Genomic DNA, 25,087 nt, shown 5'->3' with positions numbered 1-25,087 from the left:
AGGGCCCCGCTTCCCGTCCCCGAGAGCGGGGCGCCGAGGGCGCGTCGCCGAACGGTGTCAGGCGCGGGCCCACTTCTGGTTGGTGGCGCCGGTGCAGCTCCAGATCTGCACCTTGGTGCCGTTGGCGGTGCCGTACCCGGACACGTCCAGGCACTTGTTCGCGCCGACCGCGGTGATGGTGCCGTCGGCGTTGAGGCGCCACTTCTGGTTGTTCTGGCCGTTGCAGTCCCAGATGATCACCGCGGTGCCGTCCGCCGTCCCGGCCCCGTTCACGTCCAGGCACTTGCCGCCGTAGACCCGCAGCTCACCGGAGGCGGTGGAGGTCCACTGCTGGTTGGCCTGGCCGTTGCAGTCCCAGATCTGCGCCTGCGCGCCGTTGGCCTGCGAGGCTCCGCTGATGTCCAGGCACCGCCCCGACGCCGCACCCTTGAACGCACTCGTGCTCCCCGAAGGCTGGCCCCCGGGGCCGGCGGACGCGATCACGGCCTGGGCTCCCGCGGGCCAGGCGCCGTTGGCGACGGTGACGTTGTTGTTCACCACATTGCCGCGGTCGCCGTTGGTCACGTTGGTGCTGCCGTTGGTCGACCAGTTGCCGGTGACGGTGAAGTTCCCCATGTTCTCGCCGCCCCAGTAGTTGGCGGTGGCCCAGGTGCCGGTGTTCGAGAGCACGTTGCCGGTGACGCTGTAGTACTTGGAGCCCTCGTCGAAGTAGATCCCGAACCAGCCGTTGGTCCGCAGGCAGTGGTTGCCGCTGATCACCGCGTTCGGGTTCCACGACAGCGTGTAGATGCAGCCCCCATCGGTCATCTGCTGCATGACGTCATGCACGTAGTTGCCGATGAGCTTGTTGCCGGACGCGGTGGTGGGGGTGGTGTACCGCGGCTGGTAGTTGTACAGGCCGCGGTTGGCGTAGTTGTTGCTGCCGCCCGGCTCGTTCGCGCCCCAGCCGAACCCGATCGACATGCCGGTGTACGGCAGGTTGTAGACCTCGTTGTGTGACACGTCGGTGTTGGTGACGTAGGTGGTCAGGACCGAGACGATGCCCCGGTAGTCCAGGCCGAGGTCGTGGATGCGGTTGTTGCTGACGGTGATGTTCCGGTTGACCATCCGCTGGTCACTGGGGTGGTGCGCGTCGGCGCGCACGCCGCCGACCACGATGCCGCCTGCCGAGCTCTGGGCGATCTCGGACCGGGTGACCGTGATGTCGCCGGCGCCCAGGCCGACACCGCTGGCGTGCGCGTTGGCGTCGTTGCCGATGCCGATGGCCGTCTGGCCGAGGTTGACGAACCGGGAGTCGGTGAAGGTGACGTTGTTGGCGGCGGACACCTGCACGGCTGCCGGCATCTGCTGCCAGTTCGGCCGCGCGGCCTCGAACTGCTGGCAGCCCTCCTGGCAGGAGGTCAGCCTGTCGGCGGGCCAGTTCCAGTTGCCCGCGATGTAGGCGCCGGTCTGCTGGTCCGCGTAGCCCTGGTTGCTGCTGGGTCCGAGCCAGGTCGTGCCGGAGAAGGTGATCCCGCTGAACGTGATGTGGTGCGCGGGCGCGTCGTAGGTGCCCCCGACGTTCACCAGGGACTGCAGGATCGGGAGCTCGACACTGATGTTGCTCATGTTCTGCCCGGCAGCCGGGATGTAGTACAGGACGCCGGTGCCGGGGTTGATGTACCACTCCCCCGGCGCGTCCAGGAACTCGTAGGCGTTCTCCAGGTACAGCGGACCGGCCCGGTGCGGCTGCGTGAAGGTGTCGTACCCGAAGCTGTTGTTGTTCCAGCCGGGCTGCTGCATCGTGATGAAGTTCCCGCTGATGCTCTGCACCGTCACGTAGCGGTCCGTGAACGAGCCCACGCTCTCCATCTCGACCCGGTTCTGGTTGGCGAGGTTGTTCAGGTAGCTCAGGGCGCTGTTGCCGAACCTCAGACCGGTGGTGGTGGCGGTGAAGTCGGACCGGTTCACGGTCGTGCGCGCCCGTGTGGCGACGGCGCCGTTGACGTACAGCTGCCGGGTGTCGATCCCCGCGCCGACGTCGGCGCGCCAGATGTTCTTCCCCGAATCGGCCACGGTCCATCCGGTGACCGCCTTGGCTCCGCTGATGACGGGACGGGCGCCCGCCGCGGCCTGCCATTTGACGGTGTAGCCGTTGTTCCCGGAATCGGCGGCGGTCAGCCGGAAGGGCGCGGACAGCCGGTACACCCCGTCGGCCAGTTCGACGACGATGTCCCCGGACATGGCGCCGTTCGCTGAACGCACCGCCGTCTGCGCCGCGGACAGCGAGCACGGCTGGGCGGACGTGCAGGCGGTGCCGGTGCCGGTGGGTGAGGCGTAGAGGGTCGTGGTGGCCGCGAGGGCCGGGGTGGCGGGGGCTACGAGGGCGAACGCCGCGGCCAGCGCCGCGACGATGCCGATCAGGAACGGTCTCAGCGCCGTGACGGGCGAAGATGACTGCACGGTGGTTCCTTTGGGGGGTACGGGTGTGGCCAGGTCACGCCCTGCTGCTCGGGCAGGTGACGCCCTTGTGAGGGTCTTCGCCTCTAATTACGTTGTGAGTATTGATACCCGTCAAGACCTTAAGCCCGCTTATTTCACCATTTGCACACCGGGGATCCGGCCACGGTTAGCCGAATTGCACCATTCACCAGCATGAATTCCCGCGCCGCGCGCACCCGTGCCGATCGGTTTCAGATGAACCGTTCAGATGTGTCGTACTCATAGCCTCAGCGTCTGAGCCGTGGGAGGGCGCCCGCATCAGTCATACTTTGCAGGGAACGGCGAGGAAGGAAGCACGGTGACCGACACCCCGCGCGAGAGCGGATACCGGCCGGGCTACGAGGTGGCGGCCGAGCAGGTGCTGGAGTTGATCGTCCGGCTCGGCCTGCGTCCGGGTGACCGCATGCCGACCGAGATCGAGCTGGCCCGGCAGCTGGGCACCAGCCGCACGGTGGTGCGCGAGGCGGTGAAGCTGCTCTCCGCGCTCGGCCGGGTACGCGCTCAGAAGGGCCGCGGCCTGTACGTGGCCGACGACGAGGGGATGTTCGGCACCGGGCGCTGGGCCTCCTTCTTCCTCCCGACCGACCTCGACCACGTCTACATGCTGTTCGAGTTCCGCCGGGCGCAGGAGATGGAGACCAGCAGGCTGGCCGCCCGCCGCGCCACCCCCGCGGAGCTGAGGGCCATCGAGGAGGCGGCCGGCCTGTGCCGCCACGGCTTCGAGACCGGGCAAGAAGACCTGTTCAACCAGGGCGACGACACCTTTCACACCGCCATCGCCACGGCCTCGCACAACATGTTCCTCCAGGTGGCGGTGCGGGAGGCCCGCAGGCTGCAGGCGCAGTCCAACCTCATCGGGCTGAGCGGCTCGGTGGGCGGGCACGCCGCCAAGGCCGTCGAGGAACACGAGGCCATCTACCGGGCCATCCGCGCCGGCGACCCGGAAGCGGCCGCCCAGGCCGCGGCCACGCACATCGACAACACCCTCGACGACTACCGGAGAGAGATCCAGCAGCGCCTCTTCTCCTCCCAGTGATCCGGCCGCGCCGATCCTGCGGCGGATGAACGTTTCATCGAGTCCGACCGCGAGCGTCGCCGATGAGTACCGCCGAGCAGGCCGCCGGGCGGGACGGAACCTTGACAGGCGGTCAAGGCGTCGTATGTGCTTCGCCGTTGGCGAATCGATTCGCTCCAGTCTCCGAGCGTGGCTGTCTCCGTCTCGTCCTACCTCCAAGGAGTACGACATGCAGCCTTCATCCGTTCCCTTATCGGGCTCCCGGGCGGCCGTCGTCGCAGCTGTGGTGGCGGCCCTGGCAACCCTCTTGGCCACCGCCCTGACCTGGTCGGCACCGGCCTCGGCAGCGACCACGCCACTGGTGGGCGTGGGGTCGGGGCGGTGCCTGGACGTCAGCGGCGCCTCGCAGGCCAACGGCGCGCAGACGCAGATCTGGGACTGCAACGGCCAGGCCAACCAGCAGTGGACCTCCACCGACGCCGGTGAGCTGCGGGTGCAAGGCACCAAGTGCCTGGACGTGTACGGCGCCGGCACCGCCGACGGCACCAGCGTGATCATCTGGGACTGCAACGGCCAGAACAACCAGAAGTGGCGCCTCAACGCCGACGGCACCATCACCGCGGTCGGCGCGAACAAGTGCCTGGACGTGTCCGCGTACGGCACCGCCAACGGCACCAAAGTGCAGATCTGGGCGTGCCACGGCGGCACGAACCAGAAATGGAGCACCGGAGCCGGGCCCACCTCGACGCCGACCCCGCCGCCGCCCGGCGCGCGCCCGTGCGACATCTACGCCTCCGGCGGCACGCCGTGCGTGGCCGCGCACAGCACGACACGGGCGCTCTACGGCTCCTACAACGGCAACCTGTACCAGGTCAGGCGCTCCTCAGACAGCACGACCAGGAACATCGGCGTGCTGACCGCGGGCGGTGTCGCCGACGCCGCGGCCCAGGACTCGTTCTGCGCCGGCACCACGTGCGTCATGACCGTCGTGTACGACCAGTCCGGGCGGGGCAACGACCTGTGGTACCAGGGATCCAGCGTGGTCCCCGGCTCGCCTCAGAGCAGGCCCGCGATCGCCACCACCGAGTCGCTCACCGTCGGCGGCGGCAAGGCGTACTCGCTCTACATCAACCCCGGCAACAGCTACTGGCGGGACGGCCACCTGACCGGCGTCCCCACCGGCAGCGCACCCGAGGGCATGTACATGGTCACCAGCGGCACCCACGTCAACGGCGGCTGCTGCTTCGACTACGGCAACAGCGAGACGACCAGGAAGGCCGACGCCGCCGGCGCCATGGACGCCATCAACTTCAGCACCCAGTGCTGGTTCGGCGGCTGCCAGGGAACCGGCCCCTGGGTCCAGGCCGACCTCGAATGGGGGCTCTACCCCGGCGGCAGCCAGTCCTGGAACCCCAACCAGCGGGCCTTCCCCCACAAGTTCGTCACCGCCACGCTGAAGAACAACGGCACCAGCAGGTTCGCCATCAAGGGCAGCAACGCGCAGTCCGGCAGCCTGTACACCCTGTACGACGGGCCGCTCCCCAACGGCTACAGCCCGATGAAGAAGCAAGGGGCCATCATCCTGGGCAGCGGCGGCGACTGCTGCAAGCCCGACGGCGGCGCCAACCTCAGCGCCGGAACCTTCTACGAAGGAGCCATGGTCGCCGGTTATCCCACCGACGCCACCGAGAACGCCGTCCAGGCCGACATCATCGCCGCCGGCTACCGCTGACCCGGTGCCACGAACCTTCGGCATACCCGGACGCCGGCGAGGGGCGGATGACGCTAGGTCTGGTGGGCGCCGCCGGTGACCGCCAGCAGCCGTCGTCCGGCGTGCTCCGGCCGGATGTTGGGGCCCTGCGCGGCCCTGGCGTCCGGCCGGCGGGTGAACGCGTTGATCGCGCTCTCGTCGATGGTGATGCCGAGGCCCGGCGAGTCTCCGAGGACGAACGCGCCGTCCTCGACGTACAGGTCGAGCGACATTCCGAGCGGTGGGCTCAGGTCCTGCAACTCGCTGGCCAGGTGGTTCGGCACCGACGACGCGGCGTGCAGCAGCCCGACCGGCGTGTTCCCGATCGGGCTGACCGGCAGGTCATGGGCATGCGCCAGGGCGGACACCCGGAGGAAGTGGGACACCCCCCAGACCGCGGCCGTCTGGACGATGTCGACGGCCCCCGCGGCCAGCAGCGGACGGAACTGCTCGAGTCCGGTGAGGTTCTCCCCCGTGGCGACGGAGGCGCGGATGCCGCGACCGACCACGGCCAGGCCTTCGGCGTCCCATCGCCGGACCGGCTCTTCGATCCATGTGAGATCGAGGCTGCGTTCGAGCTCGCAGACGTGCCGGACCGCCTGCTTGCGGGTCCAGGCCTCGTTCACGTCGAGCATCAGGCCCGGCCGCGATCCGTGCCCGGCCTCGGTCAGGACGTCCCGTACCAGGGTGAGGCGGTGCCGGTCGCGTTCGATGTCGAGGCCGCCCTTGATCTTGGCAGCGCGCAGACCGTGCTGGGCGTAGACCTGGTAGACCGAGACGAGTTCGTCGTCGGTCAGGCCGATGTCGAGGCCTGAGGCGTAGGCGGGCACCCGCCGGTCGCGTCCGCCCAGCAGCCGCCAGAGAGGTTCACCGGCCGCCTGCGCCTTGATGTCCCACAGGGCGGTGTCGAGCGCGCCGATCGTGCCGAACACGGCGCCGGCGTGGCCCGCCTTGAAGGTCTGCCGCAGCATGCGGTCGTAGAGCGCCGTCACGCCGCGCGGATCCTCGCCCTCGATGGCGGCGAAGACGGTCTCGATCTCCACGTGCGGCCCTATGCCGATGCCGGTGATCCCCTCGTCGGTGTCCACCATGACGAGCGGCACCGAGACGACTCCGTCGGCGAAGACGCCGTTGGCGTCACCGACGGGACGGCCCCATTCCTGGACCGTCGTCGTGGTGCGATACCCCGTGATCCGCATGTCAGCCCTTCGTGGAACCGGCGGTGACGCCGTCGGCGATCTGGCGCTGGAGGAACAGATAGATCATCAGCACGGGTATCGCCGCGATCAGGACCCCCGAGGCGAAGGTGGGGATGTCGTCGGAATACTGTCCGCGCAACGCATTGACCCCGATCATGAGGGTGCGATGCTCGGGCGACGGCATCATGAGCAGGGAGATGAGCACGTCGTTCCAGCAGAACAGGGCGTCGAGAATGCCGACCGACAGCAGCGCCGGAACGCCCAGCGGGAGCATGATCCGCCGGTACACGCCGTACACCGTGTTCCCGTCGATCCTGGCCGCGTCGACGATCTCCGCCGGAATGGTCCGGTAGTGGCTCGTCATCAGGAAGACGGTGAACGGGAGGAACTGCGCGACGTAGGCCAGGATCAGTCCCGGATAGGTGTCGATGAGCCCGCTGTCGGCCATGACCCTGGTGAGCGGCACCATGATCACCTGGAACGGGACGAACAGCCCCGCGAGACAGCCCAGGAAGATCATCGAAGAACCGCGGAAGCGCAGCTGGCTCAGCGCGAAGCCCGCCATCGACCCCAGCAGCAACAGCAGGGCCACGGCGAATGCCACGACGACGAACGAGTTGACGAAGTATCGCGCCATTCCGGCGCCGGCCCACGCCTCGGCGAGGTTGTCCCAGCGCAGGGAACCCGCCGGGGAGAACCGGTCGAGGACGTAGTCGCGCCGGGTCTTCATCGCGACGTTGGCGGTGAAGACGAGGGGGTAGATCGTCGCCAGCGCGAGCACGGCCATCGGAACAGCGGCCACCCACCCGGCCAGACGCCTGCCGGGCATCAGTCCTGCCTCCCCGCACGGCGGAGCAGGGTGATCTGCAGGAGCCCCACCACGAGCATGACGACGAAGAGAACCGTCGAGGCGGCCGAGGCGAGCGCAGGCCGGTTCATCTGTCCCTGCTGGTGCCAGATGTAGTACTCCGGCAGGTAGGTCGACCCTTCCGGGCCTCCACTGGTCATGACGAAGAGCAGGCCGAACATGGACGTCAGCATCCCGATCATCGTGGTCACGAAGACGAACTGGATGGTGCGGGTCAGGCTCGGGATGATCACGTGCCAGATCGTCTGGCGGAGCGACGCGCCGTCCACGCGGGCGGCGTCCAGCAGCGAGGCGTCCAGGGTGCTGAATCCGGCGAGGAACACCACCAGGGCCATCCCGAACGTCGCCCATACGTGCACGCCGACAACCGTGAACATGGCGAGGTCCGGATCGCCGAGCCAGTCGACCGGGCCGACGCCGACCGCCCCGAGGACGGCGTTCAACGGGCCGTCGAACCCGAGCATGAGGTTGAAGATCGCACCGACGATCACCGGCGAGAGCACGGCAGGGAAGAAATAGACGCTGCGGTAGACCCGGTGACCCGGCACGCGCAGATAGATGAAGGTCGCGAGCAGGCCCGGAATCGCCACCGCCACGGGAAGCAGCAGCACCAGCAGCCCGACGTTGCGCAGCGAGGTGCGGAACAACGGGTCGGCGGCCAGCTCCAGGTAGTTGCCCAGGCCGACGGGGGTTCCGTTGAGCTCGCCGTCGCCCGTGAAGGAGAAGTTGACCCCCAGGACCAGCGGCCACAGCCGCAGCACCACGATGATCAGTACGGCCGGGGCCACCAGGACGTAGGGCGCGAGGCGCTCCGCGCGCCCCCTACGGGCGTCCTGGCGGCGTCTGCGGTGCGTGACGGTGGCTGCGCCGGTCCGCCCGGAGCCGGCCGGGCGGACCAACGGGGTCGGACTTCCGATCGGCACGCGGTCAGCCCGCCCGGTCGGAGGCGGCCAGCTGCGCCACGGCCTTGTCCACGGTGGTCGACCCGCTCAGGAGCTGCTGGGACAGCCTTCCCATCAGGTCCAGGGTCTTGGAGGACAGCGCCACGTGCAGGGCGGGCTTGCCGGTCTTGATCTCGGACGCGATCGTGGTGACGGCCGGGCCGGCCTGCGAGACGTCGATCGTCGTGTCGGCCGCGATCGCGCCGGCCTTGGCGTAGAACGCCGTCAAGGCGTCGGTCGAGGTCAGGGAGCGCACGAGATCGGCGGCCAGTGCGGGGTCCTTCGTCCATTTGGCGACCGCGTAACCGATGCCGCCGTCGTACGGAAGGCTCGGGGTGGCTCCGCCGGTGACGACGGGGGCCGGCATGACGCCGATCTTGTCGGGCGGCAGGAACTCGCCGAAGTCCTTCCAGTGCCCGATGTCCGACATCAGCCCGATGATATGAGCGGCCTTACTGGTCTTGAAGACTCTGAAGATGTCGGTGAACATCGCGGTGGAGTTGGCGCCGTCGTTGTTCAGCCCCTTGTCGCCGGCTTCCTTCCACAGCTCGAAGATCCGCCTGACGTGAGGAGAGGTCCAGTCGCGCTTCCCGGCGATCCAGGCGTCGTACTCCTGAGGCGTCAGGACGCCGGATCCGAGACCCGACAGGAAGAACTGGATGCCGAAGCCCTCCTTGTTGCCGAGCGCGAAGCAGGTGGCCCCGGTCGCCTTCTTGATGGCGGCGCAGCCGCTGACGAACTCGTTCCAGGTCTTGGGCGGGTTCGCCGGGTCGAGGCCGGCCTTCTCGTAGAGCGCCTTGTTGTAGTAGATCGGGTGCCCCTGCAGGGTCACCGGTGCGGCGTAGATCTTGCCGTCCTTGCCGAACGCGTCCCAGCCCGCCAGCCGGCTCTTGTCCTCGGCCACGTACTGGTCCAGCGGAAGGAGCGCGGTGACCCGGTCGCGGATCTGCCCTCCCCCGTTGAAGAGCATGACGTCGGGCCCCTTGCTGGACTGGATGGCCGTGCCGAGCAGGGTGTAGTACTGGTCGAACGGCTGGGCGACGAACTCGACGGTGACCCCCGGATGCCGCTTGGCGAAGTCGGCCTTCGCCTTCTCGATGTAGGCGGCGGCGGCCGGTTCACCGGACTTCCAGTCCCAGACCACGAGTTTCTGCTGCTTCTGCGTCGAGTCTCCGGACGGGGACTCGGTCCGGGCCGCGCTCCCGCAACCGGCCAGGACCAGTGCGGCGACCATCAAGGCCGACCACAATGCTCGCTGTTTCATTGCTGCCCGCTTTCCGAGAGGACCGCTGGACCAGGCGCAAACATAATTCGTATGACGTATAACGTCAATAGGGCTCACGTATACTGACGCGGTGGCGCGCGCCAGGAGGGGTCTATGACGACATCGCAGGAAACGCCTGGCAGCGTCCCGGCGCCACCGGCCTGGGTACGACGTCCTGCCAGTCTCGCCAGAGCGGTGACAGCGGAGCTGGTGGAGCGCATCGTTCGCGGGGTGCACCCGCCGGGGACCTCGCTGCCCCCCGAGCCCGCGCTGTGCGAGGCCTTCTCCGTGAGCCGCACGGTCGTGCGGGAAGCGGTGAAACTCCTGCAGGAGAAGGGACTGGTACGGGTCCGTCAGGGCTCCGGCACCATGGTGACCCCGCCGACGATGTGGGACATGCTCGACGAGCTCGTCCTCGCCGCGACCATCGCCGAGGAAGAGAGCCTGGCGATTCTCGACGACCTCGTCGTCACACGGCGCGTGCTGGAGTCCGACATGGCGAACGTCGCCGCCCGCCTGGCCGGGCCGGACACCATCGAGCAGCTGCGCGTACTGGTGGATCGGATGGACGGGCTCGTGGACGACCCGGTCACGTACGCCGACAGCGACCGCGCCTTCCACGACACGATCATGCAGGCGTCGGGAAACCGCATCGCCCGGGGTGTCGTACGGGCGCTGGAAAGCCAGGTCGTCAACACCGCCCGATACCTGGGCCGGACCGAGCGGGCGCTGTGCGTGGCGTCGAACCTCGGCCACCGCCGCATCTACGAACGCATCGCCGCCCACGATCCCGGGGGCGCCGCCGAGGCGATGTTCAACCACATCACCGAGGCCTGGGTCGTGCGCCGCAGCGGACCGGCCGACCCCGTACGGCTGCGGCGTTAGCACCCGTTCGCGTCCTCGGAACCGATTCGATCGAGGGGTGTGAAAGTTTCATCGCGGCGCGTCAGTGGCGGCCGCGGCCGCTTCTCCTGGTCAGACGCCGGAGCGACGGGCCCGTCTCAGGCGCAGGTCCCCAACGCCTGGAAGGCCGAGCCTTGACAGGTCTTGTCACGGTCATATTTGCTCCGCTGCACCATCGCCTCCAGCCGCCAGGAAGAAAGGAGATCCCATTGACGGCGGCGTTGAGTGAGCGCTAACACTTCAAGAACTCGACCGGCCGGCCGCCAATGCCCGCACCCCCGGAAAAGGTGGTGGAGTGGCTTCCCTTTTACGTTTTTCACCCCCAAGAACGGCAAAGGAATTCGCGTGATGTCGAGGCTCAGGTACCTCTTCACCGCTATCGCGTCCGCTGTACTGCTCATCGTCCTGGCCACGGTGCATACGGCGCTGGGCGACAGCGCGCCCCCGTCCCTCGCGCAAAAGAGCGCCCTCGCGGGCACCGCGGGATGCGGCAAGACCCCGACGCTGAGAAGCGGTACGCAGTCGATCACGACCAGCGGGAAAAATCGCAGCTACATTCTGAGAATTCCGGACAACTACAACAACAGCACCCCCTACCGGTTGATCTTCGGATTCCACTGGAATGGCGGCACCGCCAACGATGTCGACGGGGGCGGAACCAGCGGATATCCCTGGTCCTACTACGGGCTCAGGGCGTTGTCGAACAACACCGCCATCTTCGTCGCGCCTCAGGGCTTCAACAACGGCTGGGCCAACTCCGGCGGTGAGGACATCACCTTCGTCGACGACATGCTCCGGCGGATCGAGGCGGACCTCTGTGTGGACACCTCCCAGCGCTTCGCCATGGGCTTCAGCTACGGCGGCGGCATGAGCTACGCGCTCGCGTGCGCCCGGGCGACGGTCTTCCGCGCCGTGGCGGTCTACTCCGGCGGCCAGCTCAGCGGGTGCAGCGGCGGCAACGAGCCCATCGCGTACATCGGGCTGCACGGCCTCAGGGATGGGGTGCTCAACATCTCCGCGGGCCGGTCGCTGCGTGACAGGTTCGTCAGGAACAACGGCTGCACCGCCCAGAACCCGCCCGAGCCTGCGCAGGGCAGCCTGACGCACGTCGTCACCTACTACTCGGGGTGCCGGGCGGGGTATCCGGTCGCATGGGCGGCGTTCGACGCCGGCCACACCCCCGGTCCCGTGGACGGGAAGCCCGGCGACTTCGAGCCCGGCGAGAAGTCCTGGACCAGGCCGGTGGTGTGGAACTTCTTCACACAGTTCGGAGGCGGCGACCCGAACCCGACACCGACCCCCACGGTTGATCCGCCGGCGGCGGGCGCGCTCAAGGGCGCGGGGTCGGGGCGGTGCCTGGACGTCAGCGGAGCCTCGCAGGCCAACGGCGCGCAGGCGCAGATCTGGGACTGCAACGGCCAGGCCAACCAGCAGTGGACCTCCACCACCTCCGGTGAGCTGCGGGTCTACGGCGGCAAGTGCCTGGACGTGAGCGGAGCCGGGACGGCGGACGGCGCCGCCGTGATCATCTGGGACTGCAACGGCCAGAACAACCAGAAGTGGCGCCTCAACGCCGACGGCACCATCACCGCGGTCGGCGCGAACAAGTGCCTGGACGTGTCCGGGTACGGCACCGCCAACGGCACCAAGGTGCAGATCTGGAGCTGCACCGGCGCCACCAACCAGAAGTGGGCCCGCGCCTGACGGCCCGTGACAGCTGACCATGCGCCATCGCCGGGACGACTCATCGCCCCGGCGATGGCCACGAGCACGCCTGGACGTACACGGTGCGGGGCTCGTGCTCGCACCCGACGACCGCCCGCGAAACCCTCATGGGCTTGGAGAACCGAAATGGCTGATTTATCGCGAAGACAAGTGCTGAGATTCGGCGCGGCTGGAGCCGGAGCCGCGCTGGTGCCCTTGCCATGGACGGCCGCGGCCCGGGCCGAGTCGGTGGCGCCCGCGGAGGTGAGGGCCGCGAACGATCTGGCCTTGTGGTACGACGAAAGCGCCGGCACGGAGTGGCTGCGCGCGCTTCCGATCGGAAACGGCCGCCTGGGCGCCATGGTGTTCGGCAACGTCGACACCGAGCGGCTGCAGCTCAACGAGGACACCATCTGGGCCGGCGGGCCGTACGACCAGAGCAACACGAAGGGCGCGGCGGCGCTGGGGCAGATCCGGCAGCTGGTCTTCCAGAACCAGTGGAGCCAGGCCCAGACCCTGGTCGACCAGAACATGCTGGGCAACCCTTCGGCTCAGCTGGCCTACCAGCCCGTGGGCGATCTGCGACTGACCTTCGGCAGCGCCACCGGAGTTTCGGAGTACAACCGTTCCCTGGACCTGACCACGGCCACCACGACGGTGACATACCTGCAGAACGGCGTACGGTACCGGCGCGAGGTGCTCGCGAGCGCGCCGGATCAGGTGATCGCCATCCGCCTGACCGCCGACAAGCCCGGCTCGATCACGTTCTCCGCGACGTTCGGCAGCCCGCAGCGGACGACACGGTCCAGCCCGGACGGCACGACGGTGGCGCTCGACGGCATCTCCGGCGACCAGAGGGGCCTGGCCGGCAAGGTCAGGTTCCTGGCACTGGCCCGGGCCGTCGCCGAAGGCGGCAGTGTCAGCAGCTCCGGCGGCACCCTGCAGGTGAGGTCCGCCGACAGCGTGACGGTGCTGATCTCCATCGGCTCCGGCTACGTGAACTACAAGGACGTCAGCGGCGACTACCAGGGCATCGCCCGGCGCCATCTCGACGCCGCCGCCGGCAGGACCTACGACGACCTGCGCGGCCGGCACGTCGCCGACTACCAGCGGCTGTTCGGGCGCACGACGCTCGACCTCGGCCGCACCTCGGCGGCCGACCAGCCGACCGACGTGCGGATCGCGCAGCACGCGAACAGCAACGACCCGCAGTTCTCGGCGCTGCTGTTCCAGTACGGCCGATACCTGCTGATCTCCTCCTCGCGGCCGGGCACCCAGCCCGCCAACCTCCAGGGCATCTGGAACGACTCGCTGACCCCGTCCTGGGACTCGAAGTACACCCTCAACGCCAACCTGCCCATGAACTACTGGCCGGCCGACACGACCAACCTGTCGGAGTGCTACGAGCCGGTGTTCAGGATGATCAACGACCTCACGGTCAGCGGCGCCCGCACAGCCCGGGTGCAGTACAACGCCGGCGGCTGGGTGACCCACCACAACACCGACGGCTGGCGGGGCAGTTCGGTCGTCGACGGCGCGACCTGGGGCATGTGGCAGACCGGCGGCGCATGGCTGGCCACCATGATCTGGGACCACTACCTCTTCACCGGCGACCTCGACTTCCTCCGGCAGTACTACCCGGCCATGAAGGGGGCCGCGCAGTTCTTCCTGGAGACCCTCGTGGAGGAACCGAGCCTCAAATATCTGGTCACGAACCCGTCGAACTCCCCGGAACTGACCCACCACGCGGGCGTCAGCGTCTGCGCCGGACCCACGATGGACAACCAGATCCTGCGGGACCTGTTCAACGGCTGCGCCAAGGCGAGCGAGCTCCTGGGCACGGACGCGAGCTTCCGTGCCCAGGTCCTCGCCGCCCGGGACCGGCTCCCGCCGATGAAGACCGGCTCACGCGGCAACATCCAGGAGTGGCTGTACGACTGGGTCGAGACCGAGCAGAACCACCGGCACATCTCCCACCTCTACGGCCTGCACCCCAGCAACCAGATCACCAAGCGCGGCACCCCCGCGCTGTACACCGCCGCGCGGCGGACCCTCGAACTGCGCGGTGACGACGGTACGGGCTGGTCCCTGGCCTGGAAGATCAACTACTGGGCGCGGATGGAGGAGGGCACGCGGGCGCACGACCTGATCCGCGCCCTCGTGACGACGGCCCGGCTCGCGCCCAACATGTTCGACCTGCACCCGCCGTTCCAGATCGACGGCAACTTCGGCGCCACGTCCGGCATCGCCGAGATGCTGCTGCAGAGCCACAACGGCGAGCTTCACGTGCTGCCGGCGCTCCCGGCGGCCTGGCCGAGCGGGAAGGCGCAGGGTCTTCGAGGGCGCGGCGGCTACACCGTGGACGCGACGTGGAGCTCCGGCGGGGCCACCGAGATCCTCATCAGGTTCGACCGTGACGGGACGGTCAACGTGCGCAGCCGGATCTTCGCCGGGACCTACCAGGTGGTCGACACCACGACCGGCGACACCGTCAGCGTCGCCAAACCCGAGAACGACGTCATCGGACTGACCGGCCAGGCCGGCCGTACGTACCGCATGACCGGCTCCGGCGGTCCCCCGCCGGCGACCTACGTGCGGATCACCAACGCGACCACCGGCCTGGCGCTGGACAGCGGCGGGAACGTCGCCTCCGGGGCGAACCTCAAGCAGTGGAACTGGGACGGCAGCACCAACCTGCAGTGGCAGCTCGTCGACCTGGGCGGCGGGTGGTACCGCATCGTCAACCGTACCAACGGCATGGTCGCCGACAGCTGGGGCAACACCGCCAACGGAGCCAACGCCAGGCAGGCCGCGTGGGGCGGCGGCAACAACCAGCAGTGGCGCCTCAACAGCACGGGCAACGGCCGCTACCAGATCATCAACCGCGGCACCGGTACGGCCCTCGACGGCATGGGCAACAGCACGGCCGGCTCCACCGTCGCCATGTGGTCGCCGAACAACAGCACCAACAACCAATGGACCATCACGGGCGTGTGAACCGGACGACGCTCGCAGACCTTCGCACGCGCTTCGCCGCAACCGGCCACCGGTTGCGGCGAAGTCATGGGCCTACCGGCGCGGCTTCAGGAACGCCCGCTCCAGGTCCACTTCTGGTTGCCGCCGCCTGAGCAGTCGTACAGCTGGATCTGGGTACCGTTGGCGGTGCCTGTGCCGACGGCGTCCAAGCAGCGTCCCGACTGCACGCCGACGATGCTCCCGTCGGAGTTGACGCGCCACTTCTGGTTGTCGCCACCCCAGCAGCCGTAGATCTGCACCTTCGTGCCGTTCCCGGTGCCGGCGGCGTCCAGGCACTTGTTGCCGTACACCTTGATCTCACCCGCGGAGGTCGAGCTCCACTGCTGGTTGGACTGGCCGTTGCAGTCCCACAACTGCACCTGGGTGCCGTCGGTGGTGCTGGCATTGGGCACGTCCAGGCAGCGACCGGAGGCCACCCCCTTGATCTGGCCACTGTCACCGGGCGGCGTCGGGGTCACCGTGGGCGTGGGGCCGGGGTTGGCGGCGTTGAGGGCGTTGAGGACCGCGTCGTAGGCGGGCTTCTTGTTGCCGCCGTTGAACAGCAGCGGGCTGGCGCCGGCGCCGAGCCAGGAGTCCTGGTCGCGTACCCCCCACACCGTGATGCCGGCGCAGCGCGGCACGGCCAGGCAGTCGTTGGTCACGGCGGCGTAGGTCTGCGGAGAGCCGCCCTGGATGTCCAGCTCGGTGATCTGCACGTCCACCCCGAGGGCGGCGAAGCTGGAGATGGTGGTGCGGTAGTTGCTGTTGTACGGGCTGTTGCCGTTGAAGTGCGACTGCAGGCCCACGCAGTCGATCGGCACGCCGCGCTGCTTGAAGTCGCGGACCATGTTGTAGACGCCCTGCGTCTTGGCCCAGGTCCAGTTGTCGATGTTGTAGTCGTTGTAGCAGAGCTTGGCGGCCGGGTCGGCGGCGCGCGCGGTGCGGAAGGCGACCTCGATCCAGTCGTTGCCGGTCCGCTGCAGGTTGGAGTCGCGCCGGCCGCCGGAGTTGCCGTCGGCGAAGGCCTCGTTGACCACGTCCCAGGCGTAGATCTTGCCCTTGTAGTGGGCCATGACCCCGTTGATGTGGTCGATCATCGCCTGGCGCAGCGAGCTGCCGGACAGGGACTGCATCCAGCCGGGCTGCTGGGAGTGCCAGGCCAGGGTGTGGCCGCGCACCCGCTTGCCGTTCTGCACGGCCCAGTTGTAGACGCGGTCGCCGTTGGTGAAGTTGAACTGGCCCCGGTTCGGCTCGGTGGCGTCGATCTTCATCTCGTTCTCGGCCGTCACCATGTTGAACTCGCGGCCGGCGATCGTGGTGTACTGCGAGTCGCCGAGCCTGCCCGCGGCGATGGCGGTGCCGAAGTACCGCCCGCTCTGCGCGGCGGCCTCGCCGAGCGTGCTCGCCGCGGCGTCGGCGCGAAGCGGCGCCATCAGTGCCATGATCACGGCGAGCACGCCGAGAGCACCGACGATCAGGGACCAGCGTAAGCCGCTCAAGGGCCGCCTGGTTTCAGACGAGGGTATGGCGTTTGCGCCCATGCCTGAGCCTCCATGTCTGAGATACGGAAACGGGAACACGTGGGGACACGCCATCAAGGCGTCACTTGGTGACTCAGTGTGGAAATGCTTCCGAAACATGTCAAGGTAGGTCTGAAAAGTTTCAGACACATTCGGCTGCCTGATTCGGGGCTAAAGGGCCTCAGCCACTCATGATGCGCACCGAAACTTTCGCCCGTTGCTCCCGCGAGGGACGGCAGGCCATGAAAGTTTCATATTTTGCGTCTGAACCTGGGCAGATCAGGACGCAGGGGCGGGGCCCGTCGAGTCGCGGACGCTGAGGGTCGTCGCCAGCTGGAGGTGCCGGGAGGCGGGCTGGACGCCGTCCGCCATGCCGAGGACGGTCTCGACCGCCATCCGGCCCATGCCGACGAGAGGCTGCCGGACGGACGTGAGCCGGGGCGTGGTCCACTGGGTCTGCGGCGTGTCGTCGAACCCGGTGACCGACAGCTCGCCCGGCACATTGATGTGAAGATTCTTGGCCGCGGCGAGGACCCCAACGGCGATCTCGTCATTGCCCGCGACGATCGCGGTCGGCCGCTCGTCCTGCGCGAGCAGGTCATGGCCGTGCCGCAGTCCCGCCTCGACGGAGAACGCCTCGTGGCGGATCAGTGCGCGATCCGGCGTGACGCCGGCCGAGTCGAGCGCGGCCTGGTACCCGTGGAAGCGTTCCAGCGAGGGGGCAGAGCCCAGCGGCCCGCCGATCCAGGCGATCCTGCGGTGGCCGAGCTTGATGACGTGCTCGGTCGCCGAGCGACCGCCCGCCCAGTTGGTGGAGCCGATGCTGACGAGACGCGATTCGGTCGTATCGATCGGGTCGATCGTCACGATGGGCACCTCCAGCTCCTCCGCCGCGAGGAGCACCGAGTCGGGCACGGCGACGGCGAGGGCGATGACACCGACGACACCGGACGCCTGCTGCTCCTCCATCCAGGCCCGGGCCGCCGTACGGCTCGCGCTGATCGGCTCGTCGGGCGGCAGGCGAAGGAGGAGCTCGGCCTGCGCGGAGGTCGCCGCCAGGAGTACCCCTTGGAGCACCGTCCCGGCATAACGGGACTCCACGATGTCGAGCACCGTGACGAGGGTCCGGCCGCGGGTTCGCTCATGTCGCACCGCCGTCGGCATGTAGCCGATCTCGGCCATGACCCCGAGGACATGCTCACGCGTGCTCGCGCCCACATCGCTCCGCCCGTTGAGGACCTTCGAGGCGGTCGCCGGCGAGACGCCGGCCAGTCGGGCGACGTCCGCCAAGGTGGCTCGCTCCGAACGACCTCGCCGTGACATCAGGGCTCCTTTCGGGCTTCGAAACTATTTCGAATCTACCACGGCCCTTCCCCCATTGCCGTCCGGCATCCTCGCTGTTCCTCCCGTTGACACGGGACAGACACGCCACCTAGTGTCCTGGCAGCACCGAACAAGTTGCGAAATAGTTTCGAACCCATCCCCCAGGACGAGAGGAGAGGCTCGATGCGGCTCTCCCAGAAGGCAAGGCTCCTTTCCGCGGTCCTCGTGCCGATGTTCGCGCTGACCGCTTGCTCGGGCGGCTCCGGCGGCGGAAGCGCGACCGGCAGCGGCGGTGACCAGCAGGTGAAGCTCACGGTCTGGAGCTGGGACGGCACCGTAGCGGGGGCTGTCCCGGGCTTCCAGGCCGCCAACCCGAACATCAAGGTCGAGGTCGTCAACGCGGGCTCGTCCCAGGACGAGTACAAGGCGCTCGACAACGCCATCCAGGCCGGCTCCGGCGTGCCTGACGTCGTGATGTTCGAGTACTTCGCGGTGCCCTACTTCGCCATTCCCGGCAAGCTCGCCGATCTCGGCAAGTACGGCGTCGAGAACTTCAAGAAGGACTACGTCCCGGGCGCGTGGAGCGACGTGACGGTCAACGGCAAGGTCTACGCGCTGCCGTCCGACTACGGTCCTTCGGCGCTGTTCTACAACACGGCCACCCTCAAGAAGGCCGGCATCGACAAGGCCCCGGCCACGTGGGACGAGTACTACGAAGCCGCCAAGAAGGTGCGGGCGCTCGGGGGCGACCACTACATCGCCCAGGACACGGGAGACATCTTCTTCCTGCTCTCCCTCATCTGGCAGGCCGGTGGCCGTCCGTTCAAGGTGAACGGCAACAAGGTGCACATCGACTTCACCGACGAGGGCACGACCAGGGCCGTCGCCTTCTGGCAGAAGATGCTCGACGAGGGTCTGATCAACACGAAGATCACAGGGTGGTCCGACGACTGGAACCGCACGCTCAACGACGGAACCCTCGCCACCCAGACCATGGGCGGCTGGCTGACCTCCACGCTGCCGGAGCGCGCGCCCAAGGCCGCCGGAGACTTCAGAGTCGCCTTGATGCCGCAGTGGAAGCAGGGAGACAAGGTCGGGGCGGCGAACGGCGGAAGCTCCTTCGGCATCCCGGCCGCGGCCGAGCACCAGGACGCGGCTTTCAAGTTCCTCGAGTACTTCACGCACGGCGGTGGTCTGTCGTCCCGCGTCGACGCGGGCGCCTTCGTGCCGAACACGTCGGTCCTGGACAGCGAGGCGTTCCAGAGCAAGGCCAACCGGTACTTCGGCGAGCAGAAGGTCGGCGCCGTGCTGGCCGAGGCCTCGGAGATCGTCGGGAGCGGCTGGCAGTACCCGCCGTTCTTCGAGTGGGCCCGCTCGGTCTACGGCGACCTCGCCTCGCCGTTCTACACCACGGGCAAGGGCTCGCTCGCCGAGATCCTCGAGCAGTGGAAGCAGCGCTGCATCCAGTACGGCAACGAGCAGGGCTTCGAAGTGGACTAGTGAGCCCTCGGCCACCGCAACGAATCGGAAGGAACACGGACATGGGCCTGGCACGTCAGGTCGACGTCACCGCTTCGGCCATGGCGTCGCCGGATGCCGCACACCATCCGGCGCCAAGTCACAAGCGCCGGAAGTCACAGATCGGGCTGGCGTTCATAGCGCCTTTCGGGGCGCTGTTCGCCCTGGTGTTCATCGTGCCCATCCTGTACGCGGTCTACCTCAGCCTCTTCCAGGACAAGCTCATCGGGGGCAACACGTTCGTCGGATTCGCGAACTACGGCAAGCTGTTCCAGGATCCGCAGTTCTGGGACGGGGTGGGGCGCGTCTTCCGCTTCACGCTCGTCCAGGTGCCGATCATGCTGATCTTCGCCATGGCGCTGGCGCTGGCGCTGGACTCCATGCGGGTGCACGGCACCAGGTTCATGCGGGTGACGATCTTCCTCCCCTACGCGGTGCCGGCGATCGTGGCGACCCTCATGTGGGGATTCCTGCTGGGCGTCAAGTACGGCCTGTTCGGCAGCCTCAACGACGCTTTCGGCACGGACCTCGACCCCTTCGCCCCTGGTACCACGCTCATCTCCATCGGGGTGATGGTGACGTGGGCGTTCACCGGCTTCAACATGCTCATCTTCTACGCCGCGCTCAAGGCCGTCCCACGCGAACTGTACGAGGCGGCCGCGATCGACGGGGCGAACGAGCTCCAGATCGTCCGCGCGATCAAGCTGCCGGCACTTCGCGGATCCCTGGTCGTCACGATCATCTTCTCGATCATCGGCACGTTCCAGATGTTCAACGAACCGCAGATCCTGCCCTCGATGGTGGCCAACAGCGGCGTCACCACGTTCTACACGCCGAATCTGTACGCGTACAACCTGGCGTTCACCGGGTCCCAGCAGGGCTATGCGGCCGCACTCGCGCTCGTCATGGCGGCGATCACGATCACCGTCGCCTACGTCGTCCAGATCAGAGGGTTGAGGAATGCACCCGATCAGTAGCCGCCGGCTCTACACGGTGGAGAATCCCAGGAAGAGCACGACCCTCACCGTGATGACAGCTCTGTTCATGTTGTACTGCCTGCTGCCGCTCGTGTGGCTGGTCATCAACGCGACCAAGTCGCAGGCCGACTTCGTGTCGTCGTTCGGGCTGGCACCCGGCCGCGAGTTCGCCCTGTGGGACAACATCGTGCAGGTGTTCAGCTACCAGGACGGGATCTTCTCCCGCTGGCTCCTCAACACCGTTCTCTACGTCGTCGTGGGTGCGACCGTGTCGACCTTCCTGGCCGCCCTCGGCGGGTACGCCCTGGCGAAACTCGACTTCAGGGGCAAGCGGGTGTTCCTCTTCGTCGTCCTGGGATCGATCTCGGTCCCCGGCATCGCCCTGGCGATCCCGCAGTTCCTGCTGTTCGCGCACGTCGGTCTGACCAACACCCCGTGGGCGATTCTCATCCCGTCCTTCATCAACCCCTTCGGGCTGTACCTGATGTGGGTGTTCACGGCCGAAGCCGTGCCGAATGGCCTGCTGGAGGCCGCGAAGATCGACGGTGCCGGGGAGTTCAGGACCTTTCTCCAGATCGCACTCCCGCTGCTCGCACCGGCGAGCGTGACGGTCCTGCTCTTCTCGTTCGTGTCGATCTGGAACAACTACTTCCTGCCGTTGATCATGCTCAAGGATCCCGCCTGGTATCCGCTGACCGTCGGCATCAACCAGTGGAACAAGCTGGGCTCGACGGCGGGGAACGGCGCCCTCATCCAGAATCTCGTGATCACGTCCGCGCTGCTGACCATCATCCCGTTGATCATCGCGTTCCTCAGCCTGCAGCGGTACTGGCAGTCGGGCCTGTCGCTGGGCGCCGTCAAAGGTTAGCAGCGCTCCATTCACCAACGTTTTCCTGAAGAGAAGTGAGACCATGACCCGATTGCGGATCGACGGCAGGCTGTGCGACGAGAGTGCGCTTCCGCACGTCTGGAGCAGGTGTATCGGCGCCGGACGGGCGAACGAGGCCCTGCGCGCGGACTGGCGGCAGCAATTCGCCGACGTCGTCGCCGCATGCGGAATCCAGTACATCCGCTTCCACGGCGTCTTTCACGACGACATGTTCGTGTACCGGGAGAGCTACGGCAGCGGTTTCGGCCCGAACACCCCCCTTGCCGCGCCCGTGCACACGTTCAGCTATGTGGACAAGGTGTTCGACTTCATTGTGGACTGCGGGGTCCGCCCCTTCGTCGAGCTGGGCTTCATGCCGCGCGAGCTGGCGACGGAGACGGAGACGGTGTTCTGGTGGGGCGCTCACTGCAGCCCGCCCAAGGACATGGCGCGCTGGGTCGAGCTGGTCACGAGGTCGGTCGAGCACTGGATCGACCGGTACGGCCTCGCCGAGGTGCGGGAGTGGCGGTTCGAGGTGTGGAACGAGCCGAACCTGGTTCCCCACTTCTGGACCGGCACGAAGACCGAGTACTTCGAGCTTTACGAGCAGACCGTGAGGGCGATCAAGAAGATCGATCCCGCGTTGAAGGTGGGCGGGCCCGCGACGAGCGTCTTCGTGCCCGACGACCGCTACAAGGGCGAGGCCGAGGACCGCTCCGCGATGTACGAGACGGCCGCCGCGGCCGACGTGGACGCGCTCGACTGGCGCCCGGTGTGGATCGAGGACTTCATCGCCTGGTGCGCCGAGCGCGAACTCCCGATCGACTTCATCTCCACCCACCTGTACCCCACCGACTTCGCGTACGGCACCGACGGCGAGGCCGTGCAGATCACCCGGTACGCCGATGCCACGTTCGACGACCTGACCCTCCTTCGCAAGCTCGTGACCAACAGCGCCTATCCCGAGGCGGAGATCCACATCACGGAGTGGTCGACGTCGCCGTCGGCCCGCGACTTCATCCACGACACGCTGTTCGCGGCGACCTCCATCACGCGGTCGTATCTGAAGTGCGCCACTCTCGCCGACTCGATCTCCTACTGGACCTTCACGGACGTGTTCGAGGAGGGAGGCGCCGGGATGGGCCCGTTCCACGGCGGCTTCGGCCTGGTGAACGAGGGAGGCGTCCACAAGCCCACGTTCCACGCTTTCACGATGCTGGAACGGCTCGGCGACCGGCTGCTCCTCGCGACGCCCGACGGGGTCGTGACCCGTGACAGCCGGACGTCAGCCGTGTCGGCGGTGTTCTTCAACTACCCCGAGGACATGGGCACGAGGGGGGTCGGCTCGGAGAACTCGTATCCGGCGGCGCGCGCGCTGGCCGAGATGGGGCCGAGCCGCAGGATCCGCCACTCGATCGACGGGCTGGAGCCGGGCGCCACGTTCCTCGTCGAGATCGTGGACTGGGAGCACGGGAACGCCGCCGAGGCCTGGTACCGGCTCGGGTCCCCCCTCAACCCGTCCCGAGCCGAGAGCGAGTACCTGAGCGGAGTCGCCGACTCGCTCCTCAGGTTCACGCTGACCGTGCCCGGCAGCGGCGTGCTGGACCTCGATGTCGAACTCGCGCCGTGGGCCGTGATGTCGTTGAGGCAGTCGGCGTGACCGCGTCGCAGCCCCGCTGAAGCACGCCCCGGTACCGATCGGCAACTCGCCGGTCGGCAAGGCTGACGCAGCGACGCAGGTCAGGGACGCAGGGCGCGGGCGCACGCCGTGAGGCTTTCCGCCAGCGTCTTGCGCGCGGTGTCGTCGACCTCGGCGAACATGACCGCCTCGATCTCGTCGACGGAGCGGTCGCAGCGCCGCAGGGTGGACAGGCCCTTGCGGGTGAGGCGGGCGCGCAGCACGCGGCCGGCGCCGGGCTGGGGGTCTCGGCGGATCAGGCCGCGTCGTTCGAGGTCGCGGATGACGAGGCTCATCGCCTGCGGCGTGACGAAGGCGATGCGTGCCAGGTCCGCCGAGGACGGCCCGTCGCGCAGCCGCAGTTCGCTGAGCGCCATGTACTCGGTGGTCGTGACGCCGTGCCGGGTGAGCGCTTCGTCCAGGCGGCTGCGGATGTAGCGCTCCAGCCGGAACACCAGATAGCTCACCCGCGGCGTCAGGGGGTCGGGCGGGTCGGCCGGGGAGATCACGCGGTCGGTCACCGGGAGACGATATCGCGCGACCGCGTCGATGAAAGTTTCCCGGCGAGCATGTCAAGCAGCTTGATAACAAGTTGCTTGACATGCAGCGGAAATGCGCTTTCGCGCGATCTCCCCACCCCGACTCCGCACGGGCGAGGCGTTGACGGCCGATCGGGGCGGCTCCTATGGTCCAGCGACCGGCGTCGATGCGGCCACACCCCGACGCCGCCGCACCCCGGGTACCGAGCAGAGGAGGGCGAATGAAACGACTGACCGCGTTGGTGGCCGGCGTCTGCGCCGCGGTGTTGTCCGTCGTCATGACCGCGACACTGCCGCACCAGGCCGCCGCGGCCACCTTGGCCGAGGTGACCGGCTTCGGCGCCAACCCCGGCAATCTCCGCATGCACGTGTACGTTCCGGACAACCGCCCGGCACGCCCGGCGATCGTGCTGGCCATGCACGGTTGCGGCGGATCCGGCCCCGGCCTCTACTCCGGCTCGGAGTTCGCCTCCCTCGCCGACCGTTACGGCTTCATCGTCATCTACCCGTCGGCCTCCAAGAAGGGCAACTGCTTCGACTCCTGGTCGGCCGAGTCGCACGTGCGGGGCGGCGGCAGCGACCCGGTCTCGCTCATGTCGATGGTCACCTACACGCTGCAGCGCTACGGCGGCGACGCCGACCGCGTGTACGTCACCGGCACCTCGGCCGGAGGCATGGAGACCAACATCATGCTCGGCAACTACCCGGACGTCTTCAAGGCCGGGGCCGCGTTCATGGGCGTGCCGCACAGCTGCTTCGCGAACGAGGCCGACTACATCCCCTCGCCGGGAGCCAGCAACTGCGCCTCGGGACGCATCAGCAAGACCCCACAGCAGTGGGGGGACCTGGTCCGCGCCGCCTACCCCGGCTACACCGGCGCCCGGCCGCGCGTGCAGCTCTGGCACGGCACGAACGACACCCTTGTCTACTACGCCGCCCTCCAGCAGGAGATCGACCAGTGGACGAACGTCTTCGGCCTGAGCCAGACGCCCACCGGCACCGACACGCCACAGGCCAACTGGAACCGCCGCCGCTACGCCGACCCCGCCGGAACGGTCAAGGTCGAGGCCTACAGCATCCAGGGCGCCGGGCACAGCCTGCCCATGAGCGGCATGGCCGCCGCCGCCGTCCAGTTCTTCGGCCTCACCGGCGGCGGCCCCACCAGCACGCCGACTCCCCCGGCCGGCGCCTGCCGGGTCACGTACACACCCGACTCCTGGAACAACGGGTTCACCGCCGCCGTCACCATCGCCAACACCGGCACGACCGCGGTCAGCGGATGGACGCTCACCTGGACCTGGCCGGGCAACCAGCAGATCACCAACGCCTGGAACGCCACCGTGAGCCAGCAAGGCGCCCAGGTGACCGCGCGCAACGCCGCCTACAACGCGACCATCGCCGCGGGTACCGCCGTCACCTTCGGCCTCCAGGCCACCTATAGCGGCACGAACTCCGCACCTACGCAATTCGCCCTCAATGGCACGGCCTGCGCCCTCGCCACGTAGTGCCGTACGCCTGATGCAT

At 68.0% G+C, this 25,087-nt stretch carries 18 protein-coding genes; 10 read left to right on the top strand and 8 right to left on the bottom strand.

The genetic code is table 11. The features are described from left to right. Positions 1 to 57 precede the first annotated feature (57 nt). Positions 58 to 2,442, bottom strand: coding sequence for an RICIN domain-containing protein (locus tag H4W80_RS63365; protein WP_192783893.1), 2,385 nt, complete (start codon positions 2,440 to 2,442; stop codon positions 58 to 60). A gap of 337 nt (positions 2,443 to 2,779) precedes the next feature. Here H4W80_RS63365 and H4W80_RS63360 point away from each other — a divergent pair, with 337 nt between their 5' ends. Beyond that, positions 2,780 to 3,517, top strand: a complete 738-nt coding sequence (locus tag H4W80_RS63360) for a FadR/GntR family transcriptional regulator (RefSeq protein WP_318786695.1) — start codon at positions 2,780 to 2,782, stop codon at positions 3,515 to 3,517. Between the two features lie 208 nt (positions 3,518 to 3,725). Continuing rightward, a complete protein-coding gene (locus H4W80_RS04405; protein WP_192783892.1) occupies positions 3,726 to 5,228 on the top strand; it encodes an arabinofuranosidase catalytic domain-containing protein in 1,503 nt (500 codons plus the stop codon). A gap of 53 nt (positions 5,229 to 5,281) precedes the next feature. Here H4W80_RS04405 and H4W80_RS04400 read toward each other — a convergent pair whose 3' ends face one another. From H4W80_RS04400 to H4W80_RS04385, 4 genes are read right to left on the bottom strand one after another with little or no spacing between them, the layout of a single operon-like run. Continuing rightward, positions 5,282 to 6,445, bottom strand: a complete 1,164-nt coding sequence (locus H4W80_RS04400) for a mandelate racemase/muconate lactonizing enzyme family protein (protein WP_192783891.1) — start codon at positions 6,443 to 6,445, stop codon at positions 5,282 to 5,284. A gap of 1 nt (position 6,446) precedes the next feature. After that, positions 6,447 to 7,274, bottom strand: coding sequence for a carbohydrate ABC transporter permease (locus tag H4W80_RS04395; protein WP_192783890.1), 828 nt, complete (start codon positions 7,272 to 7,274; stop codon positions 6,447 to 6,449). Further along, positions 7,274 to 8,236 carry a carbohydrate ABC transporter permease gene (locus H4W80_RS04390; protein WP_192783889.1) on the bottom strand — a complete coding sequence of 321 codons (963 nt, stop codon included), beginning with the start codon at positions 8,234 to 8,236 and terminating at the stop codon, positions 7,274 to 7,276. The genes H4W80_RS04395 and H4W80_RS04390 overlap by 1 nt, the downstream gene beginning before the upstream one ends. Positions 8,237 to 8,240: 4 nt before the next feature. After that, complete coding sequence (locus tag H4W80_RS04385; RefSeq protein WP_225963232.1) at positions 8,241 to 9,488, bottom strand: ABC transporter substrate-binding protein; 1,248 nt, start codon at positions 9,486 to 9,488, stop codon at positions 8,241 to 8,243. A gap of 225 nt (positions 9,489 to 9,713) precedes the next feature. On the opposite strand from H4W80_RS04385, the gene H4W80_RS04380 reads away from it, so the two are divergent. The 3 genes from H4W80_RS04380 to H4W80_RS04370 all read left to right on the top strand — a co-directional run bounded on the left by H4W80_RS04380 (position 9,714) and on the right by H4W80_RS04370 (position 15,122). Further along, complete coding sequence (locus tag H4W80_RS04380) at positions 9,714 to 10,403, top strand: FadR/GntR family transcriptional regulator (protein WP_318786694.1); 690 nt, start codon at positions 9,714 to 9,716, stop codon at positions 10,401 to 10,403. 366 nt (positions 10,404 to 10,769) lie between these two features. Next, positions 10,770 to 12,125: a lectin gene (locus tag H4W80_RS04375; RefSeq protein ID WP_192783886.1), complete on the top strand. Its 1,356-nt coding sequence runs from the start codon at positions 10,770 to 10,772 to the stop codon at positions 12,123 to 12,125. Between the two features lie 171 nt (positions 12,126 to 12,296). Then, a complete protein-coding gene (locus H4W80_RS04370; RefSeq protein WP_318786693.1) occupies positions 12,297 to 15,122 on the top strand; it encodes a glycosyl hydrolase family 95 catalytic domain-containing protein in 2,826 nt (941 codons plus the stop codon). Positions 15,123 to 15,208: 86 nt separating this feature from the next. Here the strand turns inward: H4W80_RS04370 and H4W80_RS04365 are convergent, their stop codons facing one another. After that, positions 15,209 to 16,639, bottom strand: coding sequence for an endo-1,4-beta-xylanase (locus tag H4W80_RS04365; RefSeq protein WP_225963231.1), 1,431 nt, complete (start codon positions 16,637 to 16,639; stop codon positions 15,209 to 15,211). A 300-nt stretch (positions 16,640 to 16,939) separates the two neighbouring features. Next, the gene (locus tag H4W80_RS04360) at positions 16,940 to 17,983 is read right to left on the bottom strand and encodes a LacI family DNA-binding transcriptional regulator (RefSeq protein WP_192783883.1); all 1,044 of its coding nucleotides are present in this window, start codon (positions 17,981 to 17,983) and stop codon (positions 16,940 to 16,942) included. 183 nt (positions 17,984 to 18,166) lie between these two features. Between H4W80_RS04360 and H4W80_RS04355 the strand changes: the two genes are divergently transcribed. The 4 genes from H4W80_RS04355 to H4W80_RS04340 are packed head-to-tail and all read left to right on the top strand — an operon-like array spanning position 18,167 to position 23,006. Continuing rightward, positions 18,167 to 19,483: an ABC transporter substrate-binding protein gene (locus tag H4W80_RS04355; RefSeq protein ID WP_192783882.1), complete on the top strand. Its 1,317-nt coding sequence runs from the start codon at positions 18,167 to 18,169 to the stop codon at positions 19,481 to 19,483. Positions 19,484 to 19,524: 41 nt separating this feature from the next. Then, positions 19,525 to 20,478: a carbohydrate ABC transporter permease gene (locus tag H4W80_RS04350; protein ID WP_192783881.1), complete on the top strand. Its 954-nt coding sequence runs from the start codon at positions 19,525 to 19,527 to the stop codon at positions 20,476 to 20,478. Further along, on the top strand, positions 20,462 to 21,346 hold the full coding sequence (locus H4W80_RS04345; protein ID WP_192783880.1) for a carbohydrate ABC transporter permease: 885 nt from the start codon (positions 20,462 to 20,464) through the stop codon (positions 21,344 to 21,346). Before H4W80_RS04350 ends, H4W80_RS04345 begins: the two co-directional genes overlap by 17 nt. Positions 21,347 to 21,389: 43 nt before the next feature. Next, the gene (locus tag H4W80_RS04340) at positions 21,390 to 23,006 is read left to right on the top strand and encodes a GH39 family glycosyl hydrolase (RefSeq protein ID WP_192783879.1); all 1,617 of its coding nucleotides are present in this window, start codon (positions 21,390 to 21,392) and stop codon (positions 23,004 to 23,006) included. Positions 23,007 to 23,086: 80 nt separating this feature from the next. Here H4W80_RS04340 and H4W80_RS04335 read toward each other — a convergent pair whose 3' ends face one another. Then, a complete protein-coding gene (locus tag H4W80_RS04335) occupies positions 23,087 to 23,545 on the bottom strand; it encodes a MarR family winged helix-turn-helix transcriptional regulator (protein WP_318786692.1) in 459 nt (152 codons plus the stop codon). Between the two features lie 239 nt (positions 23,546 to 23,784). Here H4W80_RS04335 and H4W80_RS04330 point away from each other — a divergent pair, with 239 nt between their 5' ends. Then, positions 23,785 to 25,068, top strand: coding sequence for an extracellular catalytic domain type 1 short-chain-length polyhydroxyalkanoate depolymerase (locus H4W80_RS04330; protein ID WP_192783878.1), 1,284 nt, complete (start codon positions 23,785 to 23,787; stop codon positions 25,066 to 25,068). The last annotated feature ends 19 nt before the right edge of the window (positions 25,069 to 25,087 follow it).

The sequence above is a fragment of the Nonomuraea angiospora genome, assembly GCF_014873145.1.
Classification (GTDB): domain Bacteria; phylum Actinomycetota; class Actinomycetes; order Streptosporangiales; family Streptosporangiaceae; genus Nonomuraea; species Nonomuraea angiospora.
This window is presented reverse-complemented; position numbering and strand designations above follow the sequence as displayed.